Origin of the sequence: Streptomyces sp. NPDC088387 (assembly GCF_044753385.1) — a bacterium.
Classification (GTDB): Bacteria; Actinomycetota; Actinomycetes; order Streptomycetales; family Streptomycetaceae; genus Streptomyces.
Genome location: NZ_JBIVNC010000010.1, coordinates 161986 through 177996, shown reverse-complemented (window position 1 = coordinate 177996; position 16011 = coordinate 161986). Strand labels below are relative to the sequence as shown.

19 protein-coding genes are annotated in these 16011 nt (G+C 71.2%); 12 read left to right on the top strand and 7 right to left on the bottom strand.

Annotated elements, in window-relative coordinates; translation table 11 throughout:
• The 3 genes from ACIQAC_RS26375 to ACIQAC_RS26365 all read right to left on the bottom strand — a co-directional run bounded on the left by ACIQAC_RS26375 (position 1) and on the right by ACIQAC_RS26365 (position 2066).
• A complete protein-coding gene (locus ACIQAC_RS26375) occupies positions 1-1113 on the bottom strand; it encodes an RNA polymerase sigma factor SigF (protein WP_402194804.1) in 1113 nt (370 codons plus the stop codon).
• Positions 1114-1130: 17 nt separating this feature from the next.
• Complete coding sequence (locus tag ACIQAC_RS26370) at positions 1131-1544, bottom strand: anti-sigma regulatory factor (RefSeq protein WP_019058277.1); 414 nt, start codon at positions 1542-1544, stop codon at positions 1131-1133.
• A gap of 261 nt (positions 1545-1805) precedes the next feature.
• Positions 1806-2066, bottom strand: a complete 261-nt coding sequence (locus ACIQAC_RS26365; protein WP_402194802.1) for a UBP-type zinc finger domain-containing protein — start codon at positions 2064-2066, stop codon at positions 1806-1808.
• Between the two features lie 64 nt (positions 2067-2130).
• Between ACIQAC_RS26365 and ACIQAC_RS26360 the strand changes: the two genes are divergently transcribed.
• Positions 2131-3729: a Na+/H+ antiporter gene (locus tag ACIQAC_RS26360; RefSeq protein WP_402194799.1), complete on the top strand. Its 1599-nt coding sequence runs from the start codon at positions 2131-2133 to the stop codon at positions 3727-3729.
• Here ACIQAC_RS26360 and ACIQAC_RS26355 read toward each other — a convergent pair.
• Positions 3708-4643, bottom strand: coding sequence for a 1-aminocyclopropane-1-carboxylate deaminase/D-cysteine desulfhydrase (locus tag ACIQAC_RS26355; protein WP_402194797.1), 936 nt, complete (start codon positions 4641-4643; stop codon positions 3708-3710). The two genes, ACIQAC_RS26360 and ACIQAC_RS26355, sit on opposite strands and share 22 nt — an antisense overlap.
• Positions 4644-4678: 35 nt before the next feature.
• Positions 4679-5257 carry an N-acetylmuramoyl-L-alanine amidase gene (locus tag ACIQAC_RS26350; RefSeq protein ID WP_402195110.1) on the bottom strand — a complete coding sequence of 193 codons (579 nt, stop codon included), beginning with the start codon at positions 5255-5257 and terminating at the stop codon, positions 4679-4681.
• Positions 5258-5588: 331 nt separating this feature from the next.
• On the opposite strand from ACIQAC_RS26350, the gene ACIQAC_RS26345 reads away from it, so the two are divergent.
• The 8 genes from ACIQAC_RS26345 to ACIQAC_RS26310 all read left to right on the top strand — a co-directional run bounded on the left by ACIQAC_RS26345 (position 5589) and on the right by ACIQAC_RS26310 (position 12219).
• Positions 5589-6995 carry a family 2B encapsulin nanocompartment shell protein gene (locus ACIQAC_RS26345; protein ID WP_402194794.1) on the top strand — a complete coding sequence of 469 codons (1407 nt, stop codon included), beginning with the start codon at positions 5589-5591 and terminating at the stop codon, positions 6993-6995.
• 112 nt (positions 6996-7107) lie between these two features.
• Positions 7108-8232, top strand: coding sequence for a family 2 encapsulin nanocompartment cargo protein polyprenyl transferase (locus ACIQAC_RS26340; RefSeq protein WP_402194791.1), 1125 nt, complete (start codon positions 7108-7110; stop codon positions 8230-8232).
• Between the two features lie 224 nt (positions 8233-8456).
• Positions 8457-9062 carry a GNAT family N-acetyltransferase gene (locus ACIQAC_RS26335; protein ID WP_402194790.1) on the top strand — a complete coding sequence of 202 codons (606 nt, stop codon included), beginning with the start codon at positions 8457-8459 and terminating at the stop codon, positions 9060-9062.
• A gap of 165 nt (positions 9063-9227) precedes the next feature.
• Positions 9228-9812, top strand: coding sequence for a dihydrofolate reductase family protein (locus ACIQAC_RS26330; protein ID WP_402194789.1), 585 nt, complete (start codon positions 9228-9230; stop codon positions 9810-9812).
• Between the two features lie 50 nt (positions 9813-9862).
• Positions 9863-10090 (top strand): hypothetical protein, encoded by a 228-nt coding sequence (locus ACIQAC_RS26325; RefSeq protein WP_402194787.1) that lies wholly within the window; start codon positions 9863-9865, stop codon positions 10088-10090.
• Positions 10091-10188: 98 nt separating this feature from the next.
• On the top strand, positions 10189-10602 hold the full coding sequence (locus ACIQAC_RS26320; protein ID WP_402194785.1) for a YciI family protein: 414 nt from the start codon (positions 10189-10191) through the stop codon (positions 10600-10602).
• Between the two features lie 113 nt (positions 10603-10715).
• Positions 10716-11960 carry an RNA polymerase sigma factor gene (locus ACIQAC_RS26315; protein ID WP_402194783.1) on the top strand — a complete coding sequence of 415 codons (1245 nt, stop codon included), beginning with the start codon at positions 10716-10718 and terminating at the stop codon, positions 11958-11960.
• Positions 11961-11994: 34 nt separating this feature from the next.
• The gene (locus ACIQAC_RS26310) at positions 11995-12219 is read left to right on the top strand and encodes a hypothetical protein (protein ID WP_402194782.1); all 225 of its coding nucleotides are present in this window, start codon (positions 11995-11997) and stop codon (positions 12217-12219) included.
• On the opposite strand, the gene ACIQAC_RS26305 is transcribed toward ACIQAC_RS26310, so the two are convergent.
• Complete coding sequence (locus ACIQAC_RS26305; protein WP_402194780.1) at positions 12206-12949, bottom strand: VOC family protein; 744 nt, start codon at positions 12947-12949, stop codon at positions 12206-12208. The genes ACIQAC_RS26310 and ACIQAC_RS26305 overlap by 14 nt on opposite strands.
• A 114-nt stretch (positions 12950-13063) precedes the next feature.
• On the opposite strand from ACIQAC_RS26305, the gene ACIQAC_RS26300 reads away from it, so the two are divergent.
• From ACIQAC_RS26300 to ppk2, 3 genes are read left to right on the top strand one after another with little or no spacing between them, the layout of a single operon-like run.
• Positions 13064-14218, top strand: a complete 1155-nt coding sequence (locus ACIQAC_RS26300; protein ID WP_402194777.1) for an anion permease — start codon at positions 13064-13066, stop codon at positions 14216-14218.
• 16 nt (positions 14219-14234) lie between these two features.
• Positions 14235-14468, top strand: coding sequence for a hypothetical protein (locus ACIQAC_RS26295; protein WP_402194776.1), 234 nt, complete (start codon positions 14235-14237; stop codon positions 14466-14468).
• A gap of 25 nt (positions 14469-14493) precedes the next feature.
• Positions 14494-15390, top strand: a complete 897-nt coding sequence (ppk2, locus tag ACIQAC_RS26290) for a polyphosphate kinase 2 (protein WP_402194774.1) — start codon at positions 14494-14496, stop codon at positions 15388-15390.
• Between the two features lie 142 nt (positions 15391-15532).
• Here the strand turns inward: ppk2 and sodN are convergent, their stop codons facing one another.
• Entirely contained in the window at positions 15533-15928 is a 396-nt protein-coding gene (sodN, locus tag ACIQAC_RS26285) for a superoxide dismutase, Ni (protein WP_402194772.1), read from the bottom strand.
• Positions 15929-16011: the final 83 nt, after the last annotated feature.

The window sequence follows — 16011 nt, the reverse complement described above, 5'->3', positions numbered from 1 at the left end:
TCACTCCTCGACGAGGAGCTTCTCCCGCAGTTGGGCCAGGGTGCGGGCCAGCAGACGCGAGACATGCATCTGGGAGATGCCGACCTCCTGCGCGATCTGCGACTGCGTCATGTTGCCGAAGAACCGCAGCAGCAGGATCCGCTTCTCGCGCGGCGGAAGGTCCTCCAGGAGCGGCTTGAGCGACTCCCGGTACTCGACGCCCTCCAGCGCCTCGTCCTCCGCGCCGAGCGTGTCGGCGACCGCCGGGGACTCGTCGTCGGTGTCGGGGACGTCCAGGGACAGCGTGGAGTAGGCGTTCGCCGACTCCAGGCCCTCCAGGACCTCCTCCTCCGAGATCGCCAGTTTCTCGGCGAGCTCGTGGACCGTGGGGGAGCGGCCGTGCAACTGGGACAGCTCGGCCGTCGCCGTCGTCAGGGCCAGGCGCAGCTCCTGGAGCCGGCGCGGCACCCGCACCGCCCAGCCCTTGTCGCGGAAGTGCCGCTTGATCTCGCCCACGACCGTCGGTGTCGCGTACGTGGAGAACTCCACGCCGCGCTCCGGGTCGAAGCGGTCGACCGACTTGATCAGGCCGATCGTCGCCACCTGCGTCAGATCGTCCAGCGGCTCGCCGCGGTTGCGGAAACGGCGCGCGAGATGCTCGACGAGCGGCAGGTGCATCCTGACCAGCCGGTTGCGCAGCTCCGCGTACTCCGGGCTGCCCTCCTTCTGCTCGCGCAGCTCCACGAACATCGCACGGGCCCCGCTGCGGTCCGTGTGGTCGTGGCGCGTGACCGGCACACTCGGCGCGCTCGGCGCGGCATGCTCGGAGTTTCGCTCGTGCTCGCTCATCGTCCCGCCCGTTGCCCTTCCCCGAGCCCTCGCGTCAGCTCGGACAGGGGGCACCCCGATCCGCCGTTCCGGAGGCCTGCTCCGTACGGCACCTTCCTGATTGCGCTGTTGTCCCTCGTCCGGGAGGTCGCCTGCCTGGCCGAAGTCCCCGGAGTCCTCCTCCGGGTGCGGCCGGGCCTGCTCGGGGATGCCGTTGACGCCGTCCGCCATGCGTCGGGAGCCGCTCGGGGCACCCGCGGTGCCCTCCGCCCTGAGCTCCCGTGTGCCGCGCTCTTCGTCCCGCACCGGCCCGTCCCCGTCCTTCACGCCGGCCCGGGTCCCGCGCCGCGCTGTTTGTAGAGGCTGATCGAAACGGTTTTGTCCTCGTCCACGGCGGAGGAGACCTTGCCCGCCAGCGCGGACAGCACGGTCCAGGCGAAGGTGTCCCGCGCCGGAGCGTGACCGTCCGTGGTCGGCGCCGAGACGGTGACCTCCAGCGAATCGTCCACGAGCCGGAAGACGCAGCTGAGCACGGAGCCCGGCACGGCCTGCTGGAGCAGGATCGCGCAGGCCTCGTCCACGGCGATGCGCAGGTCCTCGATCTCGTCCAGGGTGAAGTCCAAACGGGCCGCGAGGCCGGCCGTGGCCGTCCGCAGCACCGACAGGTAGGCACCCGCGGCCGGCAGCCGGACTTCCACGAAGTCCTGGGTCGCGGGCTCGCCTGCGATCTGGGACACCCTCACCTCCAAGGTGGTACAAGCTGTTCGGGGCCGAGGGTCGCCCCCCGGGGTAACGCGATGTGTGCTTCAGCGGTGACGCTATCGCGCCCTCAACAGTCCTGTCCCCGGGACCCCAAGCCCTGACTGTCACTCATAGTAAACCCGCGGATACGCTCCGTGGCTAGGGGTCTCGCGGGCCCAAATGGGAAGAGCGCGCGCCGGATTGACGTACCCAGACGTCAGACAGTCGAACCGTCTGTCTTCGGGGTCGCCCCACGATCACACGAGGACATGATCGACGAAGCACCAACGCCAGGTCTCACCGGGCTCGAACGTCCGCATCACGGGGTGACCCGACTCCTTGAAGTGCTCGGTGGCGTGCTGGTGCGGCGAGGAGTCGCAGCAGCCGACGTGGCCACAGGCGAGACAGATCCGCAGCTGCACCGGGTGTGTACCGTCCGCCAGACACTCAAGACACGTGTCGCTCAGCGGTGCGGGTTCGGGGTGCGGCAGCGCGTCGGCGTGCGTGCACTGTTTCATGATTGCCAGGTTACGACGGGTGTGCGGACGCCCGCGCGGAAAAACGAAGGGTGGGGGATGACTGATGGATGTCATGCCACTGCTGTTGCTGATTGCGGGCAGCGCCGTGGTCGCCGCGGCCGGCCGGCGCACTCCGGTGCCCGCCCCGCTGCTGCTGGTGACGGCGGGACTCGCGGTGGCGTACGTCCCGGGGGTGCCGGAGTACACCCTGGACCCGCACATCGTGCTGCCGCTGCTGCTGCCCCCGCTTCTGCACACCGCCGCGACCGACAGCTCCTATCTCGACCTGCGCGCGCAGTTGCGGCCGGTCGCGCTGCTGTCCGTCGGATACGTGCTGTTCGCGACGCTCGCCGTCGGTTATGCCGCCTATCTGCTGGTCCCCGGCCTGCCGCTGACCGCGGCACTCGTGCTCGGCGCGGTCGTGGCTCCGCCGGACGCGGTGGCGGCGACGGCGGTCGCGCGCCGGGTGGGGCTGCCGTCCCGGATCACCACGATCCTCCAGGGCGAGTCGCTGGTGAACGACGCCACCGCGATCACCGCCTACCGCGTGGCGGTCGCCGCCGCCGTCGGCGAGGGCGCCAGCTGGGCGGGCGGCATCGGCGAGTTCCTGATCGCGGCCGTCGGCGGCGTCGGCATCGGACTGCTGCTGATGATGCCGATCCACTGGCTGCGCACCCACCTCAAGGAGGCGCTGCTCCAGAACACGCTGTCGCTGCTGATCCCCTTCGTCGCCTACGCGGTCGCCGAGAGCGTGCACGCCTCCGGCGTCCTCGCGGTCGTCGTCGTGGCGCTCTACCTCGGACACCGCGCGTGGGAGGTCGACTTCGCGACCCGGCTCCAGGAGGACGCCGTGTGGCGGATGGTCGCCTTCGTCCTGGAGTCGGCCGTGTTCGCGCTCATCGGACTCCAACTCCCGGTGGTACTGCGGGGCCTCGGGGAGTACGAGGGCGGGGACGCCGTCCTGTACGCGGTGGTCATCTTCCTCGTCGCCGTCGCCACCCGGTTCGTCTGGGTCTATCCGGCGACGTTCCTGCCGAGAATCTTCTCCGCGCGGGTGCGCAAACGGGAGGAGAACCCGACCTGGAAGGGCGCGTTCGTCATCTCCTGGGCCGGGATGCGCGGGGTGGTCTCCCTCGCCATCGCCTTCTCCATCCCCGTGACCATGCACGACGACGAGGAGTTCCCCGGCCGCAACCTGATCCTCTTCCTGACCTTCACGACCGTCATCGGCACCCTCGTCCTCCAGGGGCTCACCCTGCCGCCGCTCATCCGCGCGCTGAAACTGCCCGGCAAGGACCTCCAGGCCGAGACGCTCTCCGAGGCCAACGCCCAGGCGCAGGCCTCCCAGGCCGCCGAACGGCGCCTGGACGAACTCCTGGAGGACGAGCGCAACGCCCTGCCCGGCCCCCTCGCCGACCGGCTGCGCACGGTCCTGGAACGGCGCCGCAACTCCGTGTGGGAACGCCTCGGCCAGCCCAATCCGATCACCGGCGAGACCGTCGACGACACCTACCGCCGGCTCTCCCGGCAGATGATCGGCGCCGAGCGCGACGTCTTCGTGCGCCTGCGCGACCTGCGCTACATCGACGACGAGATGCTCCGCACCCTGCTGCGCAGACTGGACCTGGAGGAGGCGGCGGCCTACCGGGAGACCTCGCCCTGAGAGGCGCTCTCCGGCGGGAAGGGCGCGCCCGTGACGACGGCCGCGAGGGTCGTACCGCGCGGGAACGCGCCCTCCCCGGCGAGGGTGACGAGTCCATAGAGCAACTTGGCGACATACAGCCGCTCCACGGACAGCCCGTGACGCTGTTCGAAGTCGTCCGCGAAGGCGTCGAGTTCGGCCGGCACGCGCGCGTACCCGCCGAAATGGAAGCGCTCGTCGAGGGACCAGGAGCCGCGCGGCCCGCCGAACGCCTCCTGTTGCAGCGCCGCGGTGGCGGCGGTCAGGAAACCGCCCCTGAGGACCGGTACGCCCAGCGCGCGCTGCTCCGGGCCGAGCCCGGCCGCCAGCCCCGCCAGGGTGCCGCCCGTGCCGCACGCGAGGGCCACCACGTCCGCGCGTCCGCGCAGTTCCTCGCCCAGGGCCCGGCAGCCGCCTACCGCGCGGGCGTTGCTGCCGCCCTCGGGGACGACGTACGCGTCCCGCGCGTCCGTCTCGGCGAGCAGCGCCGCGAGCGTCTCCGGTTCGTGTTTGCGGCGATACGTCGACCTGTCGACGAAGTGCAGCCGCATACCGTCGGCCGCGCACCGGGCGAGCGAGGCGTTCGGCGGGCCGCCGGCCAGCTCCTGGCCGCGGACCACACCGACCGTGGACAGGCCGAGGAGGCGGCCCGCGGCTGCGGTGGCGCGCAGATGGTTGGAGTACGCGCCCCCGAAGGTGAGGACCGTACGGCCCGCCGCCGCGGCCAGGTTCGGCGCCAGTTTGCGCCACTTGTTGCCGACCAGGTCCGGGTGGATCAGATCGTCCCGCTTCAGCAGCAGCCGGACGCCGTGCCGCGCGAAGCGCCCGTCGGCCACCTCCACGAGGGGCGACGGGAGCCTTGGCCGCAGCACGGCGACGACATCGGGGCCGGTCACCCGCCCATTGTCCGGCAGAGCGCGGGCCGCGGCCGCTACTTCAGACGTTCCTTGATCCGCGCCCGCATCGACGCCATGGTGAACCCGCGCGGGTCGACCTTTCCCGGCTGCCACTCCAGGTGGCCGATCACCGAGCGCTCGTTCCAGCCGTGCACACGGCAGACCGCGGCCGCCGCCTTCTCGATGGCCTCCAGCTGGACGGCCGGCCAGGGGTCCTTGCCGTCGCCGAGGTTCTCGCACTCGAAGCCGTAGAAGTGCGGGTTGCCGTCGGTGTTCGCCTCGTTGTCCGGCGGCAGGCCCTTCTCGGCGATGACCGCCCGCAGCACGTCGTCGTCGCCGAGACCGGCGTGATTGGCGCGGCCGTAGCCGACGAGGTGGACCGTGCCGTCCTTGGTGATGACGCCGTGGCACAGCGGGCCCGGCAGGGACTCGTAGCCGTCCCGGCAGATCTCGACGGTGCGCGCGCTGCCCTTGGTCACGGTGTGGTGGATCATCACCCCGTGCACCGGACCCCAGGGGCCCTTGTGGTTGCGGTTGTGGGTGCGCCAGCTGCCTACCTCCACCACGCGGACGCCTTCGTCGCGGAGCGTGTCCAGAAACCTGTTCGCGGACATGGGTGATGCCATGGCCGCCTCCTTCGCTCTGAGGACCGGCGGCCGCGGGACGCGGCCGTCCTGTACCGCTGCTTGTATCGAACGCGCGCGTTCCGGACCACTTCGTTCGCACAGCGTGCGAGCCGATTCGGACAGATCCGTTCCGCTCCGGTCAGCGGGCCGGTCCGGGGGCTCCGGTTCGAACATGAGCTTCCACCTGCCCCGCCGGGCGGAGATCCATTCCCGCTCTTTCGGGTAATAGCACCAGCACGCTCGGTGATGGAAGGGTTCTTCGCGGAGTTCGGTGCCCGGCGCAGATCGCGGCCGGGCATGACCGGGAGGGCAGTTCCATATGTCGGTAGGCGAAGAGGTCCGCACGGATCAGGGCAAGCCGCAGCAGAGTCTTGGCACGGCGGCCGCGCGGAACCTGGCCACCACTACCAAGTCCGTACCGCAGATGCAGGAGATCAGCTCGCGCTGGCTGCTGCGGACGCTGCCGTGGGTGGACGTGCAGGGGGGCACGTACCGGGTGAACCGGCGGCTGACCTATGCGGTGGGCGACGGCCGTATCACCTTTGTGAAGACCGGCGACCGCGTGGAGGTCATCCCCGCCGAGCTGGGCGAACTGCCGGCGCTGCGCGATTACGAGGACGACGAGGTACTTGCCGAGCTGGCCCAGCGCTGCCGGCAGCGGGAGATCGCCGCGGGGGAGGTGATCGCCTCCTTCGGCAACCAGACCGACGAGGTGTATCTGCTGGCGCACGGCAGGGTCGAGAAGATCGGCTCGGGCCCCTACGGCGACGACGCGGTCCTCGGTGTGCTCGCCGACGGCGCGTACTTCGGCGAGAACGCGCTGCTGGACCCCGACGCCATCTGGGAGTTCACGGTCCGCGCGGACACCGCCTGCACGGTCCTGGTGCTGTCCCGTTCGGACGTCGAGCAGGTCGCCGAGCGCGCCGAGTCGCTCGGTGAGCACCTCCAAGCGGTGCGTGCCATTCCCTCGCAGCGCACCAACAAGTACGGCGAGAAGGAGATCGACCTCGCGGCCGGCCACTCCGGCGAGCCCGACATCCCGCACACCTTCGTCGACTACGAGGCCCGGCCGCGCGAGTACGAACTCAGCGTCGCCCAGACGGTACTGCGCATCCACTCGCGCGTGGCCGACCTCTACAACCAGCCGATGAACCAGACCGAGCAGCAGCTGCGGCTCACCGTGGAGGCGCTGAAGGAGCGCCAGGAGCACGAGCTGATCAACAACCGTGAGTTCGGACTGCTCCACAACTGCGAGTACGACCAGCGGATCCAGCCGCACGACGGGGTGCCCGGCCCCGACGACCTGGACGAGCTGGTCACCCGGCGGCGCGGCACCAAGCTGCTCCTCGCGCACCCGCGCGCGATCGCCGCGATCGGCCGTGAGTTCAACAAGCGCGGACTGGTCCCGGAGACCGTCGACGTCGGCGGCAACCGCATCCCGACCTGGCGCGGTGTGCCCATCTACCCGTGCAGCAAGATCCCGATCAGCGACGCCCGTACGACGTCGATCATCGCCATGCGCACCGGCGAGCAGGACCAGGGCGTCATCGGACTGCGCCAGTCCGGTCTCCCGGACGAGATCGAGCCGAGCCTGTCGGTGCGGTTCATGGGCATCAACGAACAGGCCATCATCAAGTACCTCGTGACGGCCTACTACTCGGCCGCCGTGCTGGTGCCGGACGCGCTCGGCGTGCTGGAGAACGTCGAGATCGGCCGCTGGCGGTGATCCTTCCGGCACGGAAACCGTGTCCCCGCCCCGCCGGGCGGGTAGACCCTCCGAGTACGCGGCCGGCCGGGGCGCAGGCACCACCGGCCGCGGGCTTCTCGAGGGGGATTCGATGGCCGAGTTCATGACGCGCGCCGCCGCACCGCGGGTCGGCGACGCGCGGGAGAGGCCGAGCACCATCGCCACTCAACCGTACGAGCGCCCCGGTCCGCCCGACGGGGCCGAGGCGGCGTCGATCCTGGACAGCACTCGGGCGTCGGTCGACCCCGAACTGCGGTCCGCCATCGACTCGTTGCCGCCCGCGATGCGGCGGATCGCGCGCTACCACTTCGGGTTCGAGAACCCGGACGGCACACCGGCGGTGGGCGGCGCGGGCAAGGCGATCCGCCCGGCGCTCGTGCTGAGCGCCGCCACCGCGCTCGGCGGGCCTGCCGCCCGCGCGGGCGCGGTGAAGGCGGCCGCGGCGGTGGAACTGGTGCACAACTTCACGCTGTTGCACGACGACGTGATGGACCGGGACACCACCCGCAGACACCGGCCCACCGCGTGGACGGTGTTCGGCGACGCCGACGCGATCCTCGCCGGTGACGCGCTCCAGGCGCTGGCCCTGCTGCTGCTCGCGCGGGACCCGCACCCGGCGTCCGCGCAGGCCGGCGCCCGGCTCGCGTCCTGTGTGGTGGAGCTGTGCGAGGGCCAGCAGGCGGACACGGCACTGGAAACCCGGGCCGCCGGCGAGGTCACCCTCCCCGAGGTGCTCGCCATGGCCGAGGCCAAGACGGGCGCGCTGCTCGGCTGCGCGTGCGCACTCGGCGCGCTGTACGCGGGCGCACCGGAGGAGGACGTCGAGGCGCTGGACGCGTTCGGGCGGGCCGCCGGGCTCGCCTTCCAGCTGATCGACGACGTGATCGGCATCTGGGGCGACCCCGGCCGTACCGGCAAGCCGGCCGGCGCGGACCTGGCCGCCCGCAAGAAGTCCCTGCCGGTGGTCGCCGCGCTCACCTCGGGCACCCCGGCGGCGGCCGAACTGGCCGCGCTGTACGGGGCGCCGTACGACCACCGCGACCTGGAGCGCACGGCGCTGGCCGTCGAGCGCGCGGGCGGCCGTGACTGGGCGCAGGGCCAGGCCTCGGACCGGATGGCGAGTGCGATGGACGAGCTCGCCCGGGCGATCCCGGACCCGGAGGCGGCGGGCGGTCTGCTCTCGCTCGCCGAGTTCGTGACGAGGCGCAGCACCTGAGCGCCCCGTGAGCCCCGGAGTTCCCGGGGCCGTGCGGCACCTGACACCGCACGGCCCCGGGGCTCCGGCCCGGTGGGTCCCGCACAGCCCCACGATGTGCGGGCCCCGCCTTCTTCCACACGTGAGAACCGACTCCCGCGGGCCGTGTCGACACGCGCGGTCCACCACCCCGTTACTCTTCAACCGCCAGAAGGACACCGCGTGTTGAGACGAAGGGGCGGGGCATGGGCGTGGCCATCAGGACGGCGAAGGAGGGCGACCGCGAGCTGGTCGTCCGACTGCTGGACCAGGCGTTCCAGGACGACCCGGTGAGCAGCTGGGTCTTCCCGGGCGAGGAGTACCGGCGCAGCACGCACCACCGCCTCATGGCCGAGTTCACCGACATCGTGCTGGCGGACGGATACGTCGATCTCACCGAGGACGGCACGGCCTGCGCGCTGTGGCTGCCGACGCCCGCCGACGACGACGGCGACCCGGACGCGGCCGGGGACGAGGCCGTCCGGATCCGCGAGGCCGTGGACCCCGCCAACGAGCGGGTGGAGCTGATAGCGAGGCTGACCGCGGAGATCCACCCCGTGGGCCGCGCCCACGAGTACCTGTGGATGATCGGCGTCGCGCCGGAGCGGCAGGGCGAGGGCCTCGGCAGCGCGCTGATGAGCGCGGTGCTCGACCGCTGCGACCAGGAGGGCCTGCCCGCCTATCTGGAGGCGAGCAACGACCGCAGCCGCGTCCTGTACGAGCGGCTGGGCTTCTCCTTCACCGGACTCCCGCTGCGGCTGCCCGACGGCCCCACGATGTGGCCGATGTGGCGCGAGCCCCGACAGCTCTGACCTGCACCTTCTCCGATACGGCGGCATGCGTTCCGCATGCCGCCGCTTTAATCCCTTGCAACCACTACGTCTGGAGTACTACAACTGTAGTTGTCATCGGACGTCAGCCGGTGAGGCCAGCCAGTGGGACCAGTCAGTGGGACCAGCCAGTGAAAAGAGACCGGTTTGCGCAAGCTCACGTACTACATCGCCTGTTCCATCGACGGCTTCATCGGTGATCCGGACGGCGACGCCACCTCGATGTACCGGTTCGTCGACGAGGAGTTCTCGGCGTTCATCCACGAGGAGTACCCGGAGACCCTCCCGACCCACGTCCGGGAGGCCCTGGGCATCGACCACCTGGAGAACCGGAGGTTCGACACGATCATCCAGGGGCGCGGCAGCTACGACCTCGCGCTCAAGGAGCGCGTCACCAGCCCCTACGCCCATCTGCGGCAGTACGTCGCCTCCACCACGCTCGACGAGTCCCCGGACCCGGCGGTCGAGATCGTCTCCGGCGACCTTGTGGCCAAGATCCGCGAACTGAAGGCGGAGGACCGCGAACTGGGCATCTACCTGTGCGGCGGCGCCCAGCTCGCCGGCCAGTTGCTCGGTGAGGTCGACGAACTCGTCATCAAGACCTACCCGCTCGTCTACGGCGCCGGTATGCCGATGTTCGGCTCCGGCTTCGACGCCACGGAGTTCACCCTGGGCTCGGTGCGCACCTTCCGCAACGGCGCGCTGATGCGGACGTACACCAGGAAGCGCTGAACCGTCTCCGGCGGGGCGCGCGCGGCGGCCCGCCGTCCTACGCTGAGGGCATGGACAGCGAAGCGCACGCCTGTCCCGTCTGCGGACAGTCAGTCGAAACGGTCGTCCGGCGCCACAAGACGCTGGGCGCATGGGTACCGAGGTGGGTTCCGGGCCCGTGCCGGAACTCCGGTTGCGACTCCTACGTCGACGAAGCCGCCGAAGGCGGTGAGGAGCGACCCGACAGGGCTCCGGCCACCGGTGTTCCCGCCACTCCCGGGGCCCCGGAAAACTCGTAGAAAAAAAATCCCCAGCCCGTGTCGAGAATCCCGGACCGGCTCCGACGTCCCGTGTGAGAGTCGCCCGCAGGGGGCGGCCGAGTCGAAGGAGCGGAACGATGAAGTATCTGGTCATGGTGCAGGGCGCGCAGGTCGACTACGAGGCCATGAAGGGCAAGGCCTCCGCCGCGTCCCCGGCGTGGACCGAGCAGGACCTCCAGGCCATGTACGCCTTTATGGGCGGCCTCAACAACGACCTCGCCGAGAGCGGCGAACTGGTCGACGGCCAGGGCCTCGCCGAGCCCCGGCAGATCCGGCACGTCTCCGTGGGCGAGGACGGCAAGCCCGTCATCACCGACGGCCCGTACGGCGAGACCAAGGAGATGCTGGCCGGTTACTGGGTGCTGGACTGCGCCAGCCTGGAGCGGGTCACCGAGATCGCCGCGCGCATCGCGGCCGGTCCCCAGCCCGCGGGTGCGCCCGTCTACCCGGTGGAGATCCGGCCCATCCTGGACGGCGCCGGAGACATCTGAGCCGAACAGCCGAACAGCCGAACAGCCGAACAGCCGACCAGCCGAACAGCCGACAAGGGCGACCGACCGTGAGGCACCGACCGTGAGGCACCGACCCCACAGTCGACGAGCTGATGCGCGGGCAGCCGCCCGCGCATCGCCCGACCCCCGCCTCCCAGCGCGCCGTACGCGACCTGATCCCGTCGGTCCTCGGCGCGCTGGTGCGGCGGTACGGGCACTTCGACGCCGCCGAGGACGCCGTGCAGGAGGCGCTCATCGCGGCGTCCGAACAGTGGCCCGAGCGGGGCGTCCCGGACAATCCGCGGGGCTGGCTGATCAAGGTGGCCTCGCGGCGGCTGACCGACGCCCTGCGCAGCGAGGAGGCGCGACGGCTGCGCGAGGAGCGGGCCGCCGCGCTCGCACCGCGCGACACGTTCACGGCCCCGCCGCCGGGCGCGGACCGTGCCCCGCGCGAGGACGACACCCTCACGCTGCTGTTCCTGTGCTGCCACGCCGAGCTGAGCCAGAGCGCACAGATCGCGCTCACGCTGCGCGCGGTCGGCGGTCTGACCACCGCCGAGGTGGCCCGCGCCTGCCTCGTCCCCGAGGCGACCATGGCCCAGCGGATCAGCCGGGCCAAGCGCAAGGTCCGCGACGTCGGCTTCCGCCGCCCCGACCACTGGGCCGACCGGCTCGCCCCGGTGCTCCAGATCCTCTACCTGATCTTCAACGAGGGCTATACGGCGACCTCGGGCCCCCAGCTCCAGCGCCGCGAGCTGGCCGGCGAGGCCATCCGCCTCGCCCGCAAGGTGCACCAAGTGCTCCCCGACGACACCGAGGTCGCCGGCCTGCTGGCCCTGATGCTGCTCACCGACGCCCGCCGCGACGCCCGCACCGGGCCGGGCGGCGAGCTGGTGCCGCTCGACGAACAGGACCGCGACCGCTGGGACAAGGCGGCGATCGAGGAGGGCGTCGCCCTGGTCACGGGGGCGCTGTCCCGCGGCAGGCCGGGCCCATACCAGCTGCGCGCGGCGATCGCCGCCCTGCACGACGAGGCCCCGTCCGCCGACGCCACCGACTGGCCGCAGATCCTCGGCCTCTACGACGTCCTCGTCCGGTACGTCCCCGGACCCGTCGAACGCCTCAACCGCGCGGTCGCCGTCGCCATGGTCCACGGCCCCCGCGCCGGCCTCGCCGAACTCGACACCCTGGACCCGGAACCGGGCCACCGCGTCGACGCCGTCCGCGCCCATCTGCTGGAACGCGCGGGCGCCCTCGCCGAGGCCCGCACCGCCTACGAGTCCGCCGCGACCCGCACCCTGAGCCTGCCGGAACAGCACTACCTGCGAACCAGGGCGGCCCGACTGGGAGCCGGATAGGCTCCAACTCACCTGTGTGGAGGGAGGGTTGGGCATGCGGCAGCGGGGAAGGTGGCGGCCCGTCCTGATCGCCTGGACAACCACCGTACTGATCGCGAGCGGCCTCACCCTCTGGCTCCAGGACTCGGTGGAGCAGCCGGACCCGCCGGATCCCCACGTCCGGGAAGAGTCGAGCCCCACACCGACCGGCTACCCTCCGTGCGCACCTCCGACGCCGGAGGAGAACACCGCCTACGCCTGCCTCTTCAGGTCCGACTAGGCAGCCCGCCCGTCTCCGGGTCCCGGCCTGTCAGGCAGTAGGTGCCGCCGGCCGGGTCGCGCATCACGGTCCAGTGGGTGGCCTCGGCGACGAGGGTCGCGCCCAGCAGCTCGTGCGCAGTGCGGGCCGCCGCGAGGTCGGCGCAGGCGAGGTCGAGATGGGCGGACGCGGGCCGCTCGGTGCCCAGCCGCTGGAGCAGGATCCGTACGGGCAGCCCCGGCGGCGGCTTGACCACGTGGAACTCGGGCAGACTGCCCGGCACCGACTCCCAGTCGTCGAGCAGCTCCGACCAGAAGGCGACCTCGGCGTCGAACGCGGACGGCGGGACGTCCAGGCACACCTGGTCCAGGCGGCTGCCGTCCACCACCGGCGGCCGCAGGGACTCCCCGTGCCAGGGCACGGCACAGAACGGCAGCCCGGCCGGCGAGCGCAGCACGGTCCAGCCGCCGTGCGCGGCGGCGACCGTGGCCCCGAGCCGCAGCGCGCGGCCGGTCAGCCGCGGCACGTCGTCCACGACGAGGTCCAGATGCGCGCCGCCCTCGCCGGACGTCACGCCCTGCGCCTTCACACAGGGGTCGGCGCCGCCGCCCGGCAGCAGCGTGGTGAACTCGCCCTTCTCGCCGCGGAGTCCGGACAGGCGCGTGTCGGTGACCGCCGTCCAGAAGGCGCAGGCGCGGTCGAGTGCGCCGGCGGGCCGGTCGACGAAGGCGTAGGTCCAGCGAAGGGTCATGACAGCGAGCGTAGGCGCAGCCCGTGCTCGAATTTGCGTACCGGAGGGAAGAGCCGAACGGACCCTTTGCGTCCAGTTCGCCGGGCATTGGTGCCTGCTTGCTTCCATCGACGGATGGACCACATCACGTTCCTCGTGGCGGTCGTCATCGTCACGGCGCTGGCCTTCGACTTCACCAACGGCTTCCACGACACGGCGAACGCGATGGCCACCTCCATCGCCACCGGCGCCCTCTCCCCGAGGGTGGCGGTCCTGATCAGCGGCGTACTGAACATCGTGGGCGCCTTTCTGTCGACCGAGGTGGCGAAGACCATCTCGGGCGGCATCGTGGACGACAGCCTGGTCACCCCGGGGATGGTCTTCGCGGGACTGATCGGCGCGATCCTGTGGAACCTGCTGACCTGGCTGGTCGGGCTGCCGTCGAGCTCCTCGCACGCCCTGTTCGGCGGACTGATCGGCGCGGTGTGGGTGGGCGCGGGCGAGCACGGGGTGCGCTTCGACGCGGTGGTCGAGAAGATCCTCGTACCGGCGCTGGCGTCCCCCCTGGTCGCCGGGGTCGCGGCCCTGGTGGCGACGTACTTCGCCTACCGGCTCACCGCCCGCGCCCGCGCGGACTCGGTGACCCGGGGCTTCCGGATCGGGCAGATCGCGTCGGCGTCCCTCGTCTCGCTCGCGCACGGCACCAACGACGCGCAGAAGACCATGGGCGTGATCACCCTGACCCTGATCTCGGCGGGCGCGCTCGGCCACGACGCCGGTCCGCCGCTGTGGGTCATCGCTTCGGCGGGTATCGCCATCGGCCTCGGCACCTACCTCGGCGGGTGGCGGATCATCCGGACGATGGGCAAGGGCCTGACCGAGATCGAGTCGCCGCAGGGCTTCGCCGCCGAGACCGCGTCCACGGCCGTGATCCTGACCTCCGCCCACCTCGGTTTCGCCCTGTCCACCACGCAGGTGGCGTCGGGCAGCATCCTCGGCGCGGGGCTCGGCCGGCGGCTCGCGGAGGTGCGCTGGGGTGTCGCGGGCCGGATGGTCCTGGCCTGGCTGGTCACGCTGCCCGCGGCGGCGCTGGTCGGCGGTCTCGCGGCGAGTGCGGTCACCCACGGCGGGACCGTCGGCACGGTGGTCGTCGCCCTGGTCGGTGCCGCGGTCGCCAGCGGCATCGTGCTGGTCGCGCGCCGCAACCCGGTGCACGCGGACAACGTCAACGACGCCCACGAGGTCAGTGTCCGCACCGCCCCGCCGGCCAGGGTCTCCACGGCCGCCTGAGAGGGAGAGAGCTTCGATGCAACTGGACTGGAGCGCACTCGGCGAGGTCGCCGCGGTGAGCCTCGGCGTCACCGTGGCCGTCGTGGTGGTCTTCGCCCTCGGCGTACTCGGCCTCGCACGGGTCGAGGGCGCGAGGGAGACTGACGGCGGTACCCAGGTGCTCGGCCTCGCGCAGGCCGGGCTGTGCTTCGTCGCCTGCGCGGCGGTCGTCGCGTACGGGATCCATCTGATCGTGCCGCAGTTCCACTGAGTCACCGAGTCGGGGAGGGCGACGGATGACACCACTGCTGTCAGGGCTGACGGTCGACTACAGCGACCACGACGAACCCGTACTGATCAAACCGGACGGGAACCCGGTCGAGACCTGGAGGGAGAACTACCCGTACGCCGAGCGGATGGAGCGCAAGGAGTACGAGTGGCACAAGCGGCTCCAGCAGATCGAGCTGCTGAAGCTCCAGAGCTGGATCAAGGAGAGCGGGCGCCGGCTCGTCATCGTCTTCGAGGGACGGGACGCGGCCGGCAAGGGCGGCACGATCAAACGTTTCACCGAGCACCTCAACCCGCGCGGCGCCCGGGTCGTGGCCCTGGAGAAGCCCACCGAGCGCGAGCGCGGGCAGTGGTACTTCCAGCGGTACGTCGAACACCTGCCGACCGCCGGGGAGATAGTCCTGTTCGACCGCTCCTGGTACAACCGGGCCGGTGTGGAGCGCGTGATGGGCTTCTGCTCCGACGACGAGTACCGGCGCTTCATGCGCCAGGCGCCGCTGTTCGAGCGGATGCTGGTCGACGACGGCGTCGACCTCGTCAAGTTCTGGTTCTCGGTCTCCCGGAGCGAGCAGATCACCCGCTTCACCATCCGCCAGGTCGACCCCGTACGGCAGTGGAAGCTCAGCCCCATGGACCTGGCGTCCCTGGACCGCTGGGACGACTACACGGCCGCGAAGGTCGCCATGTTCCGTGAGACCGACACCGAGCAGTCCCCGTGGACGGTGGTCAAGTCCAACGACAAGAAGCGCGCCCGCGTCGAGGCCATGCGCAGCGTCCTGGCCCGGTTCGACTACTCCGACAAGGACGACGAGGTCGTCGGCACCCCGGACCCGCGTGTGGTGGGCGCGGCGGCCACCCTCCTGGAGGCGGGCGAGGACGACACGGTCATCACCCCCGCGACCTGACACCCGTACACGACGCGACAGCACGCGCGCACGACGCGACAGCACGCGCGAGGGCCCGACCGGGCGGTGATCCGGTCGGGCCCTCGCACACACTGGATAAAAAACCGCGGGGATCCGGTGAGGAGCCGCGGGCAGGCCGGATTCAGGCCTTCTTGGTCTCCCAGAAGATCTTGTCGATCTGGGCGATGTAGTCCAGCGCCTTCTGGCCGGTCGCCGGGTCGGTGGAGGCCTTGGCGGCGGACAGCGCCTTCAGGGCGTCGTTCACGAGCTGGTGCAGCTCGGGGTACTTCTCGAAGTGCGGCGGCTTGAAGTAGTCGCTCCAGAGCACGGAGACGTGGTGCTTGGCCAGCTCCGCGCGCTGCTCCTTGATGACGGTGGCACGCGCCTGGAAGTGCGGGTCGTCGTTGCCGGCCATCTTTTCCTGGACGGCCTTCACCGACTCCGCCTCGATGCGGGCCTGGGCAGGGTCATAAACACCGCAGGGAAGGTCGCAGTGTGCGCTGACCTTGACGTTGGGGGCAAACAGGCGGGAAAGCATGGAGCATTCCTTCCTCGTGATCGTCTTCTCAGGTGGGACATTACTCCCTGAGGGACGGGTTTTCGCGGGTGCCCCCATGGGCT